15 protein-coding genes, 1 tRNA gene and 1 pseudogene are annotated in these 15,559 nt (G+C 68.9%); 6 read left to right on the forward strand and 11 right to left on the reverse strand.

Annotated features, from left to right (window positions below; all coding sequences use genetic code 11):
• Nucleotides 1–2: 2 nt before the first annotated feature.
• The 6 genes from fchA to K244_RS0120010 form a co-directional block, all read right to left on the reverse strand.
• Nucleotides 3–632, reverse strand: a complete 630-nt coding sequence (fchA, locus tag K244_RS0119985; protein WP_020188073.1) for a methenyltetrahydrofolate cyclohydrolase — start codon at nt 630–632, stop codon at nt 3–5.
• Nucleotides 629–1,495 (reverse strand): NADP-dependent methylenetetrahydromethanopterin/methylenetetrahydrofolate dehydrogenase, encoded by an 867-nt coding sequence (locus K244_RS0119990; protein ID WP_020188074.1) that lies wholly within the window; start codon nt 1,493–1,495, stop codon nt 629–631. Before K244_RS0119990 ends, fchA begins: the two co-directional genes overlap by 4 nt.
• Nucleotides 1,496–1,703: 208 nt before the next feature.
• Nucleotides 1,704–2,645, reverse strand: coding sequence for a D-2-hydroxyacid dehydrogenase (locus tag K244_RS0119995; RefSeq protein ID WP_020188075.1), 942 nt, complete (start codon nt 2,643–2,645; stop codon nt 1,704–1,706).
• A 122-nt stretch (nt 2,646–2,767) separates the two neighbouring features.
• Entirely contained in the window at nt 2,768–3,976 is a 1,209-nt protein-coding gene (locus K244_RS0120000; RefSeq protein ID WP_020188076.1) for an aminotransferase class V-fold PLP-dependent enzyme, read from the reverse strand.
• A 533-nt stretch (nt 3,977–4,509) separates the two neighbouring features.
• Nucleotides 4,510–5,388 carry an NAD(P)-dependent oxidoreductase gene (locus K244_RS0120005; RefSeq protein WP_020188077.1) on the reverse strand — a complete coding sequence of 293 codons (879 nt, stop codon included), beginning with the start codon at nt 5,386–5,388 and terminating at the stop codon, nt 4,510–4,512.
• 49 nt (nt 5,389–5,437) lie between these two features.
• On the reverse strand, nt 5,438–6,067 hold the full coding sequence (locus tag K244_RS0120010) for a helix-turn-helix transcriptional regulator (protein ID WP_020188078.1): 630 nt from the start codon (nt 6,065–6,067) through the stop codon (nt 5,438–5,440).
• A gap of 211 nt (nt 6,068–6,278) precedes the next feature.
• Here K244_RS0120010 and K244_RS0120015 point away from each other — a divergent pair, with 211 nt between their 5' ends.
• Nucleotides 6,279–6,644 carry a DUF952 domain-containing protein gene (locus K244_RS0120015; protein ID WP_020188079.1) on the forward strand — a complete coding sequence of 122 codons (366 nt, stop codon included), beginning with the start codon at nt 6,279–6,281 and terminating at the stop codon, nt 6,642–6,644.
• Nucleotides 6,641–7,732 carry a quinone-dependent dihydroorotate dehydrogenase gene (locus K244_RS0120020; protein ID WP_020188080.1) on the forward strand — a complete coding sequence of 364 codons (1,092 nt, stop codon included), beginning with the start codon at nt 6,641–6,643 and terminating at the stop codon, nt 7,730–7,732. The genes K244_RS0120015 and K244_RS0120020 overlap by 4 nt, the downstream gene beginning before the upstream one ends.
• Before the next feature lie 40 nt (nt 7,733–7,772).
• On the opposite strand, the gene K244_RS0120025 is transcribed toward K244_RS0120020, so the two are convergent.
• The 3 genes from K244_RS0120025 to K244_RS0120035 all read right to left on the reverse strand — a co-directional run bounded on the left by K244_RS0120025 (nt 7,773) and on the right by K244_RS0120035 (nt 10,666).
• Nucleotides 7,773–8,057, reverse strand: a complete 285-nt coding sequence (locus tag K244_RS0120025) for a DUF6460 domain-containing protein (RefSeq protein ID WP_020188081.1) — start codon at nt 8,055–8,057, stop codon at nt 7,773–7,775.
• 13 nt (nt 8,058–8,070) lie between these two features.
• Entirely contained in the window at nt 8,071–9,720 is a 1,650-nt protein-coding gene (locus K244_RS0120030; RefSeq protein ID WP_020188082.1) for a lysine--tRNA ligase, read from the reverse strand.
• 76 nt (nt 9,721–9,796) lie between these two features.
• Nucleotides 9,797–10,666: a transporter substrate-binding domain-containing protein gene (locus tag K244_RS0120035; protein ID WP_020188083.1), complete on the reverse strand. Its 870-nt coding sequence runs from the start codon at nt 10,664–10,666 to the stop codon at nt 9,797–9,799.
• Between the two features lie 71 nt (nt 10,667–10,737).
• On the opposite strand from K244_RS0120035, the gene K244_RS0120040 reads away from it, so the two are divergent.
• On the forward strand, nt 10,738–12,693 hold the full coding sequence (locus tag K244_RS0120040; RefSeq protein ID WP_020188084.1) for a glycosyltransferase: 1,956 nt from the start codon (nt 10,738–10,740) through the stop codon (nt 12,691–12,693).
• Here the strand turns inward: K244_RS0120040 and K244_RS0120045 are convergent.
• Nucleotides 12,684–13,277 carry an SCO family protein gene (locus tag K244_RS0120045; RefSeq protein ID WP_024816643.1) on the reverse strand — a complete coding sequence of 198 codons (594 nt, stop codon included), beginning with the start codon at nt 13,275–13,277 and terminating at the stop codon, nt 12,684–12,686. The two genes, K244_RS0120040 and K244_RS0120045, sit on opposite strands and share 10 nt — an antisense overlap.
• Nucleotides 13,278–13,636: 359 nt before the next feature.
• Here K244_RS0120045 and K244_RS0120055 point away from each other — a divergent pair.
• Nucleotides 13,637–13,710 (forward strand) — tRNA-Gly (locus K244_RS0120055).
• A gap of 55 nt (nt 13,711–13,765) precedes the next feature.
• Here K244_RS0120055 and K244_RS24360 read toward each other — a convergent pair.
• Nucleotides 13,766–13,897 carry a hypothetical protein gene (locus tag K244_RS24360; RefSeq protein ID WP_280949666.1) on the reverse strand — a complete coding sequence of 44 codons (132 nt, stop codon included), beginning with the start codon at nt 13,895–13,897 and terminating at the stop codon, nt 13,766–13,768.
• On the opposite strand from K244_RS24360, the pseudogene K244_RS24265 reads away from it, so the two are divergent.
• Nucleotides 13,851–13,994: pseudogene (locus K244_RS24265) on the forward strand (transposase); the annotation flags it as partial. The gene K244_RS24360 and the pseudogene K244_RS24265 overlap by 47 nt on opposite strands.
• Before the next feature lie 230 nt (nt 13,995–14,224).
• Nucleotides 14,225–15,517, forward strand: coding sequence for a DUF763 domain-containing protein (locus K244_RS0120065; RefSeq protein ID WP_020188088.1), 1,293 nt, complete (start codon nt 14,225–14,227; stop codon nt 15,515–15,517).
• Nucleotides 15,518–15,559 lie beyond the last annotated feature (42 nt).

Below are 15,559 nucleotides of genomic sequence, written 5' to 3' on the forward strand. Positions count from 1 at the left end.
GGTCAGCTCACCTTGTTCTTCACCACGTCGTACGTCTTCTTCGTGAGCGTCTCGGCTTCGCCGAGCAGCGTCTCGAGTTCCTGGATGCGGGCGTCCGCGAACTCCCGGTCCTTGATCGACTTGGCGTTCACCCGGACGTTGAGGGCGGCGCTCAGCAGGCCGGCGTAGGCCGACTGCACGGCGACGCCGGCGTCCGAGATCACGTTGAGGTTGCCCTTGTCGGCGGTGATCGCCGCGAGGTCGATCACGTCGCGGCAGAGCCGCACCGCTTCAAGCGGCACGTCGGTCGCGACCTTGAGCGCGGCCTGGATCGTCTCGACGCGCGCGGCCTTCTCCTCGTCGGTCCCGCGCGGGAGCCCGTAGGCTCCCATCACGGCGTCGAAGGCCTTCACGTCGTCGTCGATCGCGTCCGTCAGCTGCGCGCGCAGCGCTTCCGAGCGGACGAGCACGTCCTTGAGCTCGGCCTCGACCTCGGCGTACTTCGGCTTGCCGACGGTGAGGTTGATCACCATCGACACCAGCGCGGCGCCGGTCGCGCCGTGGATCGCGGCCGCGCCGCCGCCGCCCGGCGTCGGAGCCTCGCTCGCGAGCTCGTCCAGGAAGACGCCGAGGGTCTGGTCCTTGGCGATCATGCCATTTCCTTTGCGAGCGCGTAGATCTCGTCCGCGTCGAAGGACTGGTCGGGCGCCTCGAACAGCTTGCCGATGAGCGTGCGGTGAAGCTTCAGCTTCAGGCCGCCGAGGCCGAGCGCGCCGAGCGCGAGCTTGCCGTGGCGCTCCTTGGCCTTGTCCATGGCGTCGATGCCGCCGATGCCGAGCGGGGGCTGGGCGTTGTAGTCGACCACGATCTCGATCGAGGCCTCGGACTTCCAGACGTCCTCGGCCAGCAGCTCCAGCCCGATCGCGCCGGCGGAGAACACGAGGTTCGCGCCCGACACCGCCTTGGCGCGGTCGTCGCCGCTCTTCGCCTCGACCGCCTCAACCTTGACGCCGAAGCGCTTCTCGATGTTGTCGGCGGCCTTCTGCGCCTTGTCGAGCGCGCGCCCGACGATCGCGACCGTCGCGCCTTCCTTGGCCAACATCGCGGCCGAGCGCATGCCGACCGGGCCGGTGCCTGCGAGGATAACAGCCCGCTTGCCCTTCACGTCGCCGCCGAGCGCCTTCACCGCGAGCGCGACGCCGGCCGCCGCCGTCGTGTTCGATCCGTTCGAGTCGAGCATGGTGGAGACGCGGAACGGGCCGAAGAAGCGCTTCTGGACGGCGTCGTAAACCGCCTCGCCGGCCGCCATGTCGCCGCCGCCGACGAAGATCGCCGTCGACTTCTTCTCGGAGCCGCCGCGCGTGTAAATCGTGCCGTCGACATAGGCGCCGACGTTGTCCGGCGTCACATTGCCGTAGCCGGTGATGTGGTCGGCGCCGCCGTCATAGCCCACGACGACGTCGAAGACGCTCGGGGTCGGGTCGGTGTCGAACTGAAACAGCAGTTTCTTGGTCATGGTCTTCCCTGTCACCCTCTTTGGGGCTGATCTTTTAAAGAGCCGCTTGGGGCGCCGTTGTGCGTGCTTCGAGACGCCCGCTTCGCGGGCTCCTCAGCATGAGGACGCTGGAGAATGCTGAAGCGGAAACGGTCCTCATGCTGAGGAGACTTGGCCGATCAGGCCAAGGCGTCTCGAAGCATGCAGAACGTGTCCGCCAACTCTCCTTTTACTCGACGACGTTCGACGGCTTGCCCGCGACGAAGTTCTCGACGTTGTCGATCAGCTGGTCCGCCAGGATCTGCATGGCCTGCTTCGACGCCCACGCCACATGCGGGGTGACGATGAGGTTCGGCAGGTCGGCGTCGCACAGGATGTTGCCGTCCTTCGGGGGCTCCTGCGCCACCACGTCGAAGCCCGCGCCGCCGATCTCGCCGGACTTCAGCGCCTCGAGCAGGGCCGCCTCGTCCACCAGCCCGCCGCGGGCGGTGTTGATGAGGATGGCGCTGTTCTTCATCTTCTTGAACTGCTCCGCCCCGAACAGGTTCTTGGTGTCGGGCGTGAGCGGCACGTGAATCGTGATGATGTCCGACTGGGTCAGCACGGTCTCGAAGTCGACCAGGCCGTCCTGCGGGAAGACGTCGTAGGGCAGGATCTTCATGCCGAGCGCTTCCGCCCGCTTGCCGATCGACTTGCCGAGGGCGCCGTAGCCGACGATGCCGAGCGTGGAGCCGGCGACGTCGTAGATCGGATAGTCGAAGTAGCAGAACTGCTGCGACTTGTTCCAGTCGCCGCGCTTCACCGAGTTGGCGTAGGGCACGATCGCGCGTCGCAGCGCGAAGATCAGGCCGATCACGTGCTCGGGCACGGTGTTGAAGGCGTAGTTCCGGATGTTCGAAACGACGATGCCCTGGGCCTTGGCCTGGGCCTTGTCGACCACGTCGGTGCCGGTGGCGGCGACGGCGATCAGTTTGAGCTTCGGCAGTTGCTTCAGCACGTCGGCCCGCATCGGCACCTTGTTGATCAGGGCGATGTCGGCGTCCTTCAGGCGCTCGACGATCTCGTCAGGCGTCCAGGTCGACTGGTATTCGACGTACTCATGCGGAAAGCTCGGCGCACGGACGTTGGCGTCGAGGCTTTCGCGGTCCAGAAAGACGATCTTGTGCGTCATTGCGCTCCCCTTGCGCCGGTCCGCGCGGGAGCGTTCCCCCGTCGGGACTCGGGCGTTTTTGACCGTGGCAGAATGACGACCGGGCGCGCTCTGTCCAGCGCGCCCGGTCGCTTCACGTCAGGTCAGGCCGCCTTGGGAGCCGCGGCCTGGGCCTCGATCGGATTGTCGCGCAGGTAGTCCTGCGCGGCGCCGACGCCGGAGCCGGCCTTGATCTTCACGCCGTTGTCGAGCATCGACATTTCCGCGCCCGCGATCGCGCCCAGCAGCATGAGCTCGTTCAGGTCGCCGATGTGGCCGATGCGGAAGACGCGGCCCGCCACCTTCGAAAGGCCCGCGCCGAGCGCCAGGTTGTAGCGGTCATAGGCATGGCGGATGATCTTCGCCGCGTCGATGCCTTCGGGAGCGAGAATCGCCGACACGGTGTCGGAGTGCCAGCGCGGCGACTTTGCGCAGAGCTTGAGGCCCCACGCGTCGACGGCCTTGCGGGTGGCTTCGGCCAGCACGTGATGGCGGCGGAAGATCTGCTCCAGGCCCTCGTCCTCGATGCACTGCAGCGACTCGCGCAGGCCGTGCAGCAGCGGGGTCGCCGGCGTGTAGGGGAAGTAGCCGGACGGGTTGGTGTTGATCTGGTCCTGGAAGTCGAAATAGACCTTGTTGAGCTTCGAGTTTTTCCGGAGGTTCAGCGCCTGCTGGCTGACGCAGACGAAGCCGAGGCCGGCCGGCAGCATCAGGCCCTTCTGCGAGCCGGAGACGGCGCAGTCGACCTTCCACTCGTCGAAGCGGAAGTCGATCGAGCCGAGGCCCGACACCGAGTCGACGAACAGCAGCGCCGGGTGCTTGGCGGCGTCCATCGCCTTGCGGATCGCGCCGATGTTCGAGGTCACGCCCGTGGCGGTCTCGTTGTGGACGACCATGACGGCCTTAATCTCATGCGCGGTGTCCGCGACGAGGGCCTCCTCGATCTTCTCCTCGTGGGCGCCGGTGCCCCACTCCTCTTCCTGGATCTGCACGTCCAGGCCGAGGCGCTGGGCCATGTCGGTCCACAGGTGCGAGAACTGGCCGAAGCGGGCCGTCAGCACCTTGTCGCCGGGGGCGAGCGTGTTGGTGAGCGCCGCTTCCCAGCCGCCGGTGCCGGACGACGGGAAGATGAAGACCTGGCCGTCCTTCGTCTTAAAGACCTTCTTCAGGCCCTCATAGAGCGGCTTGGTCAGCTCGGGAAAGATCGGCGAGCGGTGGTCTTCCTGCGACACGACCATCGCGCGGAGCACCCGCTCCGGGACGTTCGTCGGGCCGGGGACGAACAGGAAGTTCTTGCCGGGGCGTCTCGCCATTGTTTCCTCCTAAGCGCATTGTTGGCGCGCAGAATAGAGATCAGAGTGAGAAAGAACTATGCGACAGCTGGTCACGTGGTCGTTTGGACGATGAAACTGCCGCATATTCTGGTGAATTCAGTCAACCTAGTGTTGTCATTCAGAAAAACTTCTAGGCTAACCGCTTGGTCGTAATCAGCGTTTACGGCGTACAAGCCGGAGGCGCTGAGCGCGCGCAAACGCCTCGGCGTCGCGCGGGCGCAAAACCGATGGCGCAAGATGCCCTTGAATCTCTCCAAGGCACGATGCGACTTTCGGCGCACGCCCCCGCAGCAAGCGACGGTAAGCCATCCATATCTTGCGCTGGCATGCCAGGGAAGGCCGCTTCGCGGGCCGTTCCAACGATTTCGTCGCCGCAGTAATGCTATGATGTCGGAAGGAAATCGATTGATCGACGACGTCGATCGCGCCGCCGTCCGAAGATGTGTTGCGGGCGACGGCTCGCGGGCGCGCCGCGCGCGGCGTGACCGCCGCGCGGTTCTTACGAGTGGGGGTCAGATACGCCCGGCGCGGCGGGCGGCGACCTTCGCAAGCGCGGCCCAATCGAGATCGCCGTCGCCATGCGCGACGCCGTCGATCAGGTTGTCCCGCAGCACGGCGGCGAAGGGCATCGGCGTCCGCGCCGCCTCCGCGGCTTCAAGCGCCAGCCGGACATCCTTCAGCCCGAACGACAGCTTGAAGCCCGCCGGCTCGAACGTTTTCGAGGCGATCGCCGCCCCGTAGCCCTGATAGGCGGGCGCCGCGAACACCGTCGAGGTCGCCATCGCGAGGAAATCGGCCCCCGCGACGCCATGGCCTTCGGCGAGCGAGGCGGCCTCGCTCATGGTCTCGATGGCGCTGGCCAGCATGAAGTTGACCGCGAGCTTTACCGCGTTCGCCTGTTCGGGCCGCTCGCCGAAGCGCCAGGTCTTGCGGCCCATGATGTCGAACAGAGGCTGCGCGCGGTCGATCGCGTCGGCGCGGCCACCGGCGAGGATGTTGAGTTCGCCGGCCTCCGCGACGTTCACCCGGCCGAGCACGGGCGCCGCCACATAAGCGACGCCGCGGCTTTCAGCCTGTGCGGCGAGCGACGCGCCGAAGGCGACCGCGACCGTCGCCATGTTCACGAGCAGAGCGCCCGGCGCCAGAGCTTCAAGCGCGCCGCCGTCGAGCAGGACCGCTTTTGTGGCGGCGTCGTCCGCGAGCATGGCGATCAGCACGTCCGCGCCGCGGGCGGCCTCGGCCGGGCTCGCCGCAGGCTCCGCGCCGACCTCCGCAAGCCGGGCCGCCGGATCCTCCGAGCGGTTCCACACCCGCAGGGCCACGCCCGCCTTCGCCAGATTGGCCGCCATCGGCGCGCCCATCGTGCCGAGCCCGAGAAACGCCGCCTGCATGGCGACCTCCTTGTCTTTAGAGCTTACGGGATCGCGGACGAGGCGGGCGCTACTGGCTGGCCCACACGATGCGGGCGATCCACGCGACTTCGGACGTCGGAAGAGTGCGGTCGGGATGCGCTGGATTGATCGACCTCAGTTCGACCTGCTTGGCGGTCGAGCGGGCGAGCTCCTTGGCGAGAACCTCGCCGCCGGTGGTGCGCACGATCACACGGTCGCCCCGCCGCACCGCAGCTCCGGGCGAGACCAGCACGACGTCGCCGTCGCGATAGACGGGCGACATCGAGTCGCCGGAAATCTCGAGCGCATAGACGTTTTCCCGATCGGCGCCGGGCAGATCGATCTCGTCCCAGCCCTGGCCGACGGGAAAACCGGCGTCGTCGAAATAGCCGCCTTCGCCGGCTTGGGCGAGGCCTATCAGCGGCACATGCCGGCGCGGCGCGGCGGCGCCGTCGGTCAGCAGGCCCATGAAGCTGTCGAGATTGGTCGCGGTGGCGTCGAGGGCCTTCGCGATCGACTCGGTGGAGGGCCACCGCGGCCGTCCGTCGGCGGCGATGCGCTTCGAGCGGTTGAAGGTGGTGGGATCGAGGCCCGATCGTCGCGCAAGTCCGGACGCCGACAGCCCGTTCTTGGCCGCCAACGCGTCTATCGCCGCCCAGATCTGGCCGTGACCCAGCATGACATCGGACTCCACCGTGTCGAAACGGCGTCTCGGACGTCGTTTCGATAGGAATTAGTACCTTTCACGCCGCGTGTCCAGCGACATTCTGCGGGCGGCCGGCCTTGCGAGCACGTCCTCGCGGCTTTAATCCACCACAAGGGGTCGTCGTGCCTCAACGCCGCACGTCGGGGTGCGTTCCGTGTCGGCGCCGTCCAAGGGTCGATCGCTCATGACGCCTGATTTGATCTACAAGATCGCGCCCGCCGCGCTGTGGCGCGAGACGGAGGCGGCCGGCCGTTTCGACGGCGCGCCGGTCGACGTCGCGGACGGCTACATCCATTTCTCGACCGCCGCCCAGGCGCGGGAGACCGCCGCGAAGCACTTCGCCGGACAGGATGACCTGCTGCTGATCGCGGTTGACGCGTGCGCGCTCGGACAGGCTCTCAGGTGGGAGCCGTCCCGCGGCGGGGCGCTGTTTCCGCATCTCTACGCGCCGCTTGGGCTCGACGCGGTGCGCTGGGTGGTCCCGCTGCCGTTGGGCGCCGACGGTCGTCACGCCTTTCCGCAGCCGTCCTTCGGGGAGACCCCGACGTGATCGGCCCGCTCTGGCCGCTCGCGCGGGTCGCGCTGCATGCGCTGGACGCCGAGACCGCCCACACGGCGACGCTCGCCGCGCTTGAGCGGATGCCTGCGCGGCGCGCGCCTGCGAACGATCCCCGGCTTGGCGTCCAGGCGTTCGGCCTGAGTTTCCCGAACCCGGTCGGCCTCGCGGCCGGCCTCGACAAGGACGCCAAGGTCCCGGACGCGATGCTGGCGCTGGGTTTCGGCTTCGTGGAGATTGGCTCGGTGACGCCGAAGCCCCAGACCGGCAATCCGAAGCCGCGCTTGTTCCGGCTCAGCGAGGATCGCGCGATCGTCAACCGCATGGGCTTCAACAACGACGGCGCGGCGGCGGCGCTGGACCGGCTGGCGCGGCGGGCGGGTCGCCCTGGGGTCGTCGGCGTGAACGTCGGCGCCAACAAGGACTCCGCCGACCGCACCGCGGACTACGTCGCCGGCCTCGAGACCTTCGCCGAGGTCGCCTCCTTCTTCGTAATCAACGTCTCCTCGCCCAACACGCCGGGCCTGCGCGACCTGCAGGCGAAGGCGGCGCTCGACGACCTCGTGGCGCGCGTTCTCGACGCCCGCGACGCGGCTGCGGCCCGAACCGGCCGGCGCCGGCCCGTGCTGCTGAAGATCGCGCCCGACCTCGACCTCTACGGCCTCGACGACGTGGCGCAGGTCGCGCTCGACCGCGGGCTCGACGGACTGGTCGTTTCGAACACCACGCTCGCGCGTCCCGCGACGCTGCGCTCGGCGGCGGCCGGGGAAACCGGAGGGCTGTCCGGCGCGCCGCTGTTCCGCCGTGCGACCTGGGCGCTCGCCGAAACGTACCTGCGCACCGGCGGGCGCATCCCGCTGGTCGGCGTCGGCGGGGTGGCGTCGGGGGCGGACGCCCTTGCGAAGATCCGGGCGGGCGCGACGCTGGTCGAGCTCTACAGCGCTCTGATCTATGAGGGTCCTGGCCTGGTTCGGCGCACGCTGTCGGCGCTGACCACGGCGATCGAGGCGGCAGGCGCCGGCTCGCTCGCGCCGCTGGTCGGCGTCGACGCGCGCGCCGTGGCGGCGGCCGGACCGGGCTGACCGCTCGCGCTGTTCCGTTATCCGGCCCGCTCCCGCAAGCTCAAGGCCGGCCGGAGCCGATCTTGAGAACGCGCAGGATGAGCCAGATCGGGATCACCACCATCGCGCCGATGATGAGGTAGCGCAGCAGCGTCCGCAGCAGGTCGGCGCTGTTGGCGATCAGGTCGCGGACGACGTCGATCGCGTAGTCGAGCAGGCGGAATACGTCGAGGTCGAGCTGGTCCAGCACCAGCCCGACGATCACGCACAGCAGCAGCAGCCGCAGGATCACGCCGATCGGCGACCCTCCGAAAAAGCGCGAGGCGCCGGACGATCCATAGGACATCGTTTGTTTCCTTTTACGCCGCCTGGGCGAGTTCGCCGTCGAGCGCGCGCCGGATCAGCGCCCGGGTCTCGTCGACGCCGTAAAGTGCGATGAAGGAGCCGAAGCGCGGACCCTTCTCCTGGCCGATCAGCGTCTTGTAGAGCGCCGAGAACCACTCCTGGCTGACGCCGGGGCGTTCCGGCGTGGCGCCCTTGGCGTTGAAGTCTTGGTAGCGCGGGACGGCGCGCGCCACGTCGTAGAGCGCCGTCTGCACATCCTCGGCCGGCGCGCCGGCGGGGAGGGCGCCGAGCGCCGCGTCGAGGTCTTCCAGCGCCTGCCGCTCCACCTCGTCCGGCGCCGCGAACCGCTTGGTCGGCTTCACGTGGTCCTCGTAGTAGCGCAGCGCGTAGCCCACCAGCTCATCGAGCTTCGGATGGGTTTCCGCCGTCACGCCGGGGGCGTAGCGGGCGATGTAGCCCCACAGCACGGCGCGGTTCTCCGCGTTCGAGGCCGACACCAGGTTCAGCAGCAGCGCGAAGGACACCGGCATGTCGGCCGCGGGTGGCTCGCCCGAATGGATGTGCCAGACCGGGTTGCCGAGCTGCTGCTTGGGCTCCTGACGGCCGAAGCCCCCGAGGAACTGGAAGTACTCGTCGACCGCGCGCGGGATGACGTCGAAGTGTAGCCGCTTCGCCTCGCGCGGCTTGTGGTACATGTAGAGCGCGAGGCTTTCCGGGCTGGCGTAGGTCAGCCACTCGTCGATCGTCAGGCCGTTGCCCTTCGACTTCGAGATCTTCTGGCCGTTCTCGTCGAGGAACAGCTCGTAGACGTAATGCTGGGGCGCGACGCCGCCGAGGATCTCGCAGATCCGGTCGTAGATCGGCGCGTTGGTCTGGTGGTCCTTGCCGAACATCTCGAAATCGGCGTCGAGCGCCGCCCAGCGCGCGCCGAAATCCGGCTTCCACTGCAGCTTCACATGACCGCCGGTGACCGGCACGGTCTTGTCCACGCCGTCCTCGTCGGTGAAGGTGATCGTTCCCGCCTTCGCGTCCACGTCCTTCAGCGGCACATAGAGAATGCGGCCGCTGACGGGCGAGATCGGCAGGAAGGGCGAATAGGTCGCCCGCCGCTCCTCGCCCAGCGTCGGCAGCATCACGGCCATGATGGCGTCGTACTTTTCCGCCGCCCGCAGCAGCACCGCGTCGAGCTTGCCCGACGTGTAGTAGTCGGTCGCCGAGGCGAACTCGTAGTCGAAGCCGAAGGCGTCGAGGAAGCGCCGCAGCATGGCGTTGTTGTGCGCGCCGAAACTCGGATAGTCGCCGCCGAACGGGTTCGGCACGGAGGTCAGCGGCATCTGCAGATAGGGCTGCAGGGCGGCCGGGTCCGGCACGTTGTCCGGCACCTTCCGCATGCCGTCCATGTCGTCGGAGAAGCACAGCAGCCGGGTCGGGATCTTGTCTTCGGTCAGCGTGCGGAAGGCGTGCCGCACCATGGTGGTGCGCGCCACCTCGCCGAAGGTGCCGATGTGCGGCAGGCCGGACGGGCCGTAGCCGGTCTCGAACAGAACGGGCTCGTCCTTCGGATGCTTCTTCAGCCGCTCGACGAGCTTCTTCGCCTCCTCGAACGGCCAGGCGTTCGAGGTGCGGGCGAGAGCGGCGAGGGCGGATGCGTCGAGGACGGTCATGATGCCTGCAGGGCTTAGGGGTAAAAGAGGGCGGAAACTAGAAACCGGCCGCCTGCGCGTCAATCGACGCCGTCCCTCACCACAGGCTGACAGGGAAATGCCTGAGGTAGATCTCGGCATAGGTTCCGTTCTCGTCGAGCCGCTGCAGCGCGTAGTCGATCGCCTGCCGGAGCTTGTCGTCGGTCGGTCGTAGGAGAACGCCGACGCCCTCGCCGAAATACCGGCTTTCCGCGAAGGGACCTCCGACGAAGCGGCAGCAACCGCCCGACGCCGTGCCGTTCAGCCAGAAGGCCAGCGCCACGCCGTCTCCGAAGCCCGCGTCCGCTTGGCCGTCCTTCACCGCAGCCCGCGCCTCGTCGGCGCTCTGGAACGGCTTCGCGATCGCCTGCGGGAAAAAGGTCTTGAGGAAGGCCTCGTGCGCCGAACCCTCGACCACGGCGACCGTGCGCCCGGCGAGCGCTTCCGGCGTCGCCCCCGGGATCGCCTTGTCGTTGCGCGCCACGAAGCGGGCCGGCGTCTGGTGAAAACGTTCCGATACGCCGAAGCGCGTGCGGATCTCCGGCGTCGGCCGCAGCATGGCGACGATGGCGTCGGCCTGGCGCTTGTCGATCGTGTCGAGCAGCGCGTCCCAGCGCCAGGCCTGCAGCGTGCACGCGACCTGAAGTTCGGCGCAGACGGCGCGCGCGAGATCGACCGCGAAGCCCGCGGGCTGGCCGTCGCCGTCGGCGTAGTGGAACGGCGGGTAGTCGTCGCCCGTCGCCCATTTCAGAACGCGGCCCGCGGGCAGATCGGGCTTTTCGATCCGCGTTCTGGGATCGGAAAATCGTGGAATGGCGACGTTCGGAGCAGGCGAGGGCGCAGGGGTCTGGGCCGCGACGGGCGTCCATGCGCCGACGGCGAACAGAGCTAGGGCGATTGCGCGCGCTCGTGCGCCTGGAAGTTGCATAAGACTCGACTCCTCGCTCCGCGCGAATCTACACTTTTCTCCTGCAGAGCGCGTAAACGCCGGGGGGCATCGTGCGGGGAGCGGAGGAGTCTCGGGCCGATGGCGGCGCGCGGTCGCGCGTCAGCCTCGAGGCGTCGCACTCCGGTTCGTTCCGGCGGTCCCATACGCTGGAGGCCGCCCGCGTCGGCCGCCCGCTTCCGCCGGAGTTCGTCGCGCTTGCGGCCGGCGGGGTCGCTCCCGGCGCTCTTCTTACAGCGCTGGCGGACGCCGACCACGCGGGGTGCGAGCCCTTCGATGCGCTGCTGGCGTCCGGGGCCCTTCCAGAGCGCGATCTGGTCGGGCGGCTCGCGCGCGGCCTCGGCGTCGCGCTTTACGACACTGAGCTTGCGCCGCCGGCGCCGATCGACGCGGAGACCTTCGCTAATGCGATGCGAACGGGAACGCTCGCACTCAGCGATGCCGACGCGCGACAGGTCATGGTGGTGGCGGCGCGCGGCCTCTCGGTCGCGGGCCTTGCGCGCCTTTCGGCCTTGCACGCAACCGAGGGCGGCCGCGTCGCCCTTCTGGGCCCCGCGGATTTCGCCGATCTCACGATCGCCTGCGCGGGGCGCGCTCTGGCGGAGGCGGCGTCGACCGGCCCGGCGCTCGTCGCGCCGGAGCTCACGGTGGCGCACGGCATGCCGAAGATCGACGCGCGCGCACGGACCCTGCTTTTCGTCGTCGCAGTCGCCGTCGTCGTGGCGGCCTTCGTCAGCCCCATGGTGTTCGCGGCCTGCGCGTCCGCGGTCGGCGGACTGTTCTTCGTCATGAACGCGTTCCGCTTGGCGATCGCCCTCACCCCCGCGCGACCGGAGCGGCCGCTGCTGCTTCGGTCCGAGCAAAGCCTGCCGATCTACACCGTGCTGGTGGCGCTCGCCCGCGAGGCGGCGATCGTGCCAGACCTTCTCGACGCGCTCGAACGGCTCGACTATCCGCCGGCCAAGCTCGACATCAAGCTCCTGGTCGAAGCGGACGACCGGGAGACGCTCGGCGCGCTCGATGCGCGTCCGCCGCGGGCGGGGATCGAGGTGCTCAAACTGCCGCCCGGCGGGCCGCGCACCAAGCCGCGCGCGTTGAACGCCGGGCTGATGGCGGCACGCGGAAGGTTTCTGACCGTGTTCGACGCGGAGGATCGCCCCGAGCCGGACCAGCTGCGCCGCGCGCTCGACGCCTTCGGCACAAGTCCCGAGACGGTCGCCTGCGTTCAGGCGCGCCTCGCCATCGACAACCATGGAGACGGGTGGCTCGCCCGGCAGTTCCGCATCGAGTACGCCGCGCTGTTCGACGTTGTCGTCCCCGCGCTCGCGGCCCTCGATCTTCCGATCCCGCTCGGCGGAACATCGAACCACTTCCGGACCGCGGCGCTGCGCACCGTCGGCGGGTGGGACGCGGGAAACGTCACCGAAGACGCCGATCTCGGCCTCAGGCTCGCCCGCCGCGGCTGGTCGACGCGCGCGGTCGATTCCGTCACCTGGGAGGAGGCCCCGGCCACGCCCGGACTTTGGATCCGCCAGCGCACGCGCTGGATGAAGGGCTACATGGTGACCGCCGTCGTGCACGGCCGGCGGTCGGGCGACCTCGTGCGGCGGCTTGGGGTCCGCAGGTTCGTCGCCGCCCATCTGGTGGTCGGCGGCGTGGCGGCGACGGCGCTGGCCTATCCCGCGGTGGTCGTAGGCCTCCTGGTCGCCCTCTGCACGGGCGCTCTGCTCGCGCCGTCCGCCTCATTGGCGGAGCAGACGCTCGCCACCTTCCACGTCACAAACCTCCTCGCCGGCTACGCCGTGGGGCTCGCCTGCGGCTGGATCGGCGTGGACCGCCGCGGGCCCTCGTCGCTCGCCGTGGACCTGCTGACGATGCCGTTCTACTGGCTGCTCGTCGGCGTCGCGGCGTGGCGCGCGCTCGGGCAGATCGTGTTCGACAGCGCCACGCATTGGGAGAAGACGGCGCACGGCCTGTCCTCCCGCCGCGCCTCCGGGGCTCAGAGGTAGCGTTTGAGCTCGGCCGCCACCTCGTCGGGGGCGCGCTTGAGGTTCAGCGGCTGCACGAAGGCGCCGTTGCGGTCCATCAGGTAGACGATCGCCGTGTGGTCCATCGTGTAGTCCCCGCCGGCGAGGGGCGCCTTCTTGGCGTAGGCCTTGAACGCCTTCACCGTGGCGTCGACCTGCTCCTGCGACCCGGTAAGGCCGACGATCCGTGGCGAGAAGCTCGCTAGATAGGCCTTCATCTCCGCGGGGGTGTCGCGCGCGGGGTCGACGGTGACGAAGGCGGCGCGGATCTTGTCCTTGTCGCCGCCCAGCGCTTCGAAGGCCTGCGTGATGTCGGACAGCGCGGTCGGGCACACGTCAGGGCAGTGGGTGAAGCCGAAGAACACGACGTAGGGCTGACCCTTGAACGCGGCCTCCGTCACCGGCGCCCCGTCCTGGTCGACCAGCGCGAAGGGGCCGCCGACGCTCGAGCTTTGCGTCGCGGTGGCGCCGCCGCCCGAGGTGAGGTGCACCAGCGTGACGCCGAGGCCGGCCGCGCCGAGCGCGAAGACCACCGCGCCCGCAAAAAACGCCATACGGGGGGACATGCGCGAACTCCGTTCAGAAACAGGTCATGACGGCGGCGAAGGCGTTCGCCAGGAACACCGCGCCGCTCTCCGCCGCCCAGAGCGCGACGCCGGCCGCGACCATCGCCGCGAGGCCGAGCGCGGTCATGACCCCGGCCGCGCTCGGCCGCTTTCGGCTTTGGTCACGGGTGAGCCCGGTTCCGGCCATGGCCGCCTTCGCTTCAGCGGCGTCCAATGCGCCGCATGCGGATCGTTTACTCCCTGCGCGGAACGGCGTCGACGGCCGCGCCGACGCACCCCGATCACGACGTCGCGTCCAGGGCGGAGCCTTGGGAAACCGGCTTGTCGCCCGCGCGCCGTCAGCTTATGGTCCGCCCGACGCGGGCGTAGTTCAATGGTAGAACGGCAGCTTCCCAAGCTGCATACGAGGGTTCGATTCCCTTCGCCCGCTCCAAGATTCTTTTTATTTGCAGCTGCTTGCCCGCTGTCGGCTTGGCCGACGAGCACCGTCAGCGCACGATAAGCACGATCACCAGCGGATGGCTGATGAGCGCGGGATTAGCCTTCAAGGGATAGCCGTTCGCCTTCATCGCCGCCTTCATCGAGGCGTTCAACGCCTGCATCCGGGCCGAATGCCTCAACGCAAGCTGGTTCCTGTCGCTACCCGACGCCCGTGACCGGATCGAAGCCTGGAGGATCGACTACAACACCGAACGACCCCACTCGGCCTTGGGCCACTTGACGCCCAACGCCTTCGCTCACCAAGCTCAATACGCCCGAAAGGTCGCATCCTGCCCGGACCAGAGTGCGGGGCGAGACCAACATGGCCAAAAGCCATACCTCGGGGAGCGCCACGTCTCAGGGGGCGGGCCAGCGCTGTCGGCAAAGCCCGGCGCGCAAATGAATGACGCGTTCGCGGGCTTGGAAGTTGGTAAAGTCATGCGTCAGGACATAGGGGATTCGCACGCATGACGCGACGGGCCGGCAGCGCGGACCTCCCCTTGCACGGCGGCCGCGTCCCGGCGTGGCTCGGCCAGCGCATGACGCAGCTCGGCGTCGTCATCACCGAAGCGATCGTCCACCACTACGGCCGCGACGAGTTTCTGCGGCGGCTGTCTCACCCCTTCTGGTTTCAGTCCTTCGGCTCGGTCATGGGCATGGACTGGCATTCATCCGGCGTCACCACGAGCGTCGTGGGCGCCTTGAAGCGCGGATTGACCCCGCTCGCCGGCGAGCTGGGCCTCCACGTCTGCGGCGGCCGGGGAAAGCAGTCGCGGCTCACGCCGGGCGAACTCATCGCCGTCGGCGCGCGCGTCGGTTTCGACGCGACGGCGCTCGCCGCGACCAGTCGGCTGATCGCCAAGGTCGACAGCGCGGCCGTCCAGGACGGCTTCGATCTCTACCTGCACAGCTTCATCGTGACGGACGACGGCCGGTGGACGGTCGTGCAGCAGGGCATGAACGGAGATCTGCGACAGGCCCGCCGGTACCACTGGCTATCGGAGGGCCTGACGAGCTTCATCGACGACCCGCATTCCGCGATCGACGGCGAAACCGGAGGCGCGATCGTCAACCTCGCCGACCGCCGCGCCGCCGCCTCGCGCGACGCGCAGCTCGATCTGCTGAGGACGACGTCCCCCGACAGGATCGCAGCCGAAGCCTTGGCGCTCGAGCCTCGCGCGGAGACGCCCGTCACGGCGACCGACCAGTTGACGTTGCCGCATCTGGCCTTGCCGGAGCGCCACGAGGTGCGCGCCGGGGACGTGATCGCTCGCCGCCTCCAGGGCGCGATCGCCGCTGCGGCGGAGAGAGGCCCCGAGGATTTCGCCGACGTGCTGGCGACGCCCGGCGTCGGAGCGCGCACGGTCCGGGCGCTCGCGCTGGTGGCGGAGGTGGTGCACGGCGCGCCTTGCCGGTTCAGCGATCCCGCGCGCTTTTCCTTCGCGCACGGCGGAAAGGATCGCCATCCGTTCCCAGTGCCGACCCGCGTCTACGACGAGACCATCCGCGTCCTGAAGGCGGCCGTCTCCAACGCCAGGCTCGGTCGAGACGAGCGGCTCGAAGCGTTGGCGCGGCTCGATCGGGAATCGCGGCGGCTCGAGGCCGTCGTGGAAGGCCCGTCGGTCGACGACGTGCTGCGGGACGAACGGAGCCTGTCGCATGCCTATGGCGGCCGGAGCACCTTCGGCTGGGAGCCCGAACCCGCGGATCAAGCGTGCGCGGTGGGATCAACGATCACAGGCGGCGGGCCGCGGTCCTAGGTCCGGATATCACCTGCAAGTCCGCAGATCGGCATGACGACG

The sequence above is a fragment of the Methylopila sp. 73B genome, from assembly GCF_000526315.1.
Lineage (GTDB): Bacteria > Pseudomonadota > Alphaproteobacteria > Rhizobiales > Methylopilaceae > Methylopila.

Bases quoted from the DNA above. Each gene is read 5' to 3' on its own strand.
- fchA (WP_020188073.1), bottom strand. From the start codon at position 632: ATGATCGCCAAGGACCAGACCCTCGGCGTCTTCCTGGACGAGCTCGCG.
- K244_RS0119990 (WP_020188074.1), bottom strand. From the start codon at position 1,495: ATGACCAAGAAACTGCTGTTTCAGTTCGACACCGACCCGACCCCGAGC.
- K244_RS0119995 (WP_020188075.1), bottom strand. From the start codon at position 2,645: ATGACGCACAAGATCGTCTTTCTGGACCGCGAAAGCCTCGACGCCAAC.
- K244_RS0120000 (WP_020188076.1), bottom strand. From the start codon at position 3,976: ATGGCGAGACGCCCCGGCAAGAACTTCCTGTTCGTCCCCGGCCCGACG.
- K244_RS0120005 (WP_020188077.1), bottom strand. From the start codon at position 5,388: ATGCAGGCGGCGTTTCTCGGGCTCGGCACGATGGGCGCGCCGATGGCG.
- K244_RS0120010 (WP_020188078.1), bottom strand. From the start codon at position 6,067: ATGCTGGGTCACGGCCAGATCTGGGCGGCGATAGACGCGTTGGCGGCC.
- K244_RS0120015 (WP_020188079.1), top strand. From the start codon at position 6,279: ATGACGCCTGATTTGATCTACAAGATCGCGCCCGCCGCGCTGTGGCGC.
- K244_RS0120025 (WP_020188081.1), bottom strand. From the start codon at position 8,057: ATGTCCTATGGATCGTCCGGCGCCTCGCGCTTTTTCGGAGGGTCGCCG.
- K244_RS0120030 (WP_020188082.1), bottom strand. From the start codon at position 9,720: ATGACCGTCCTCGACGCATCCGCCCTCGCCGCTCTCGCCCGCACCTCG.
- K244_RS0120035 (WP_020188083.1), bottom strand. From the start codon at position 10,666: ATGCAACTTCCAGGCGCACGAGCGCGCGCAATCGCCCTAGCTCTGTTC.
- K244_RS0120045 (WP_024816643.1), bottom strand. From the start codon at position 13,277: ATGTCCCCCCGTATGGCGTTTTTTGCGGGCGCGGTGGTCTTCGCGCTC.
- K244_RS0120065 (WP_020188088.1), top strand. From the start codon at position 14,225: ATGACGCGACGGGCCGGCAGCGCGGACCTCCCCTTGCACGGCGGCCGC.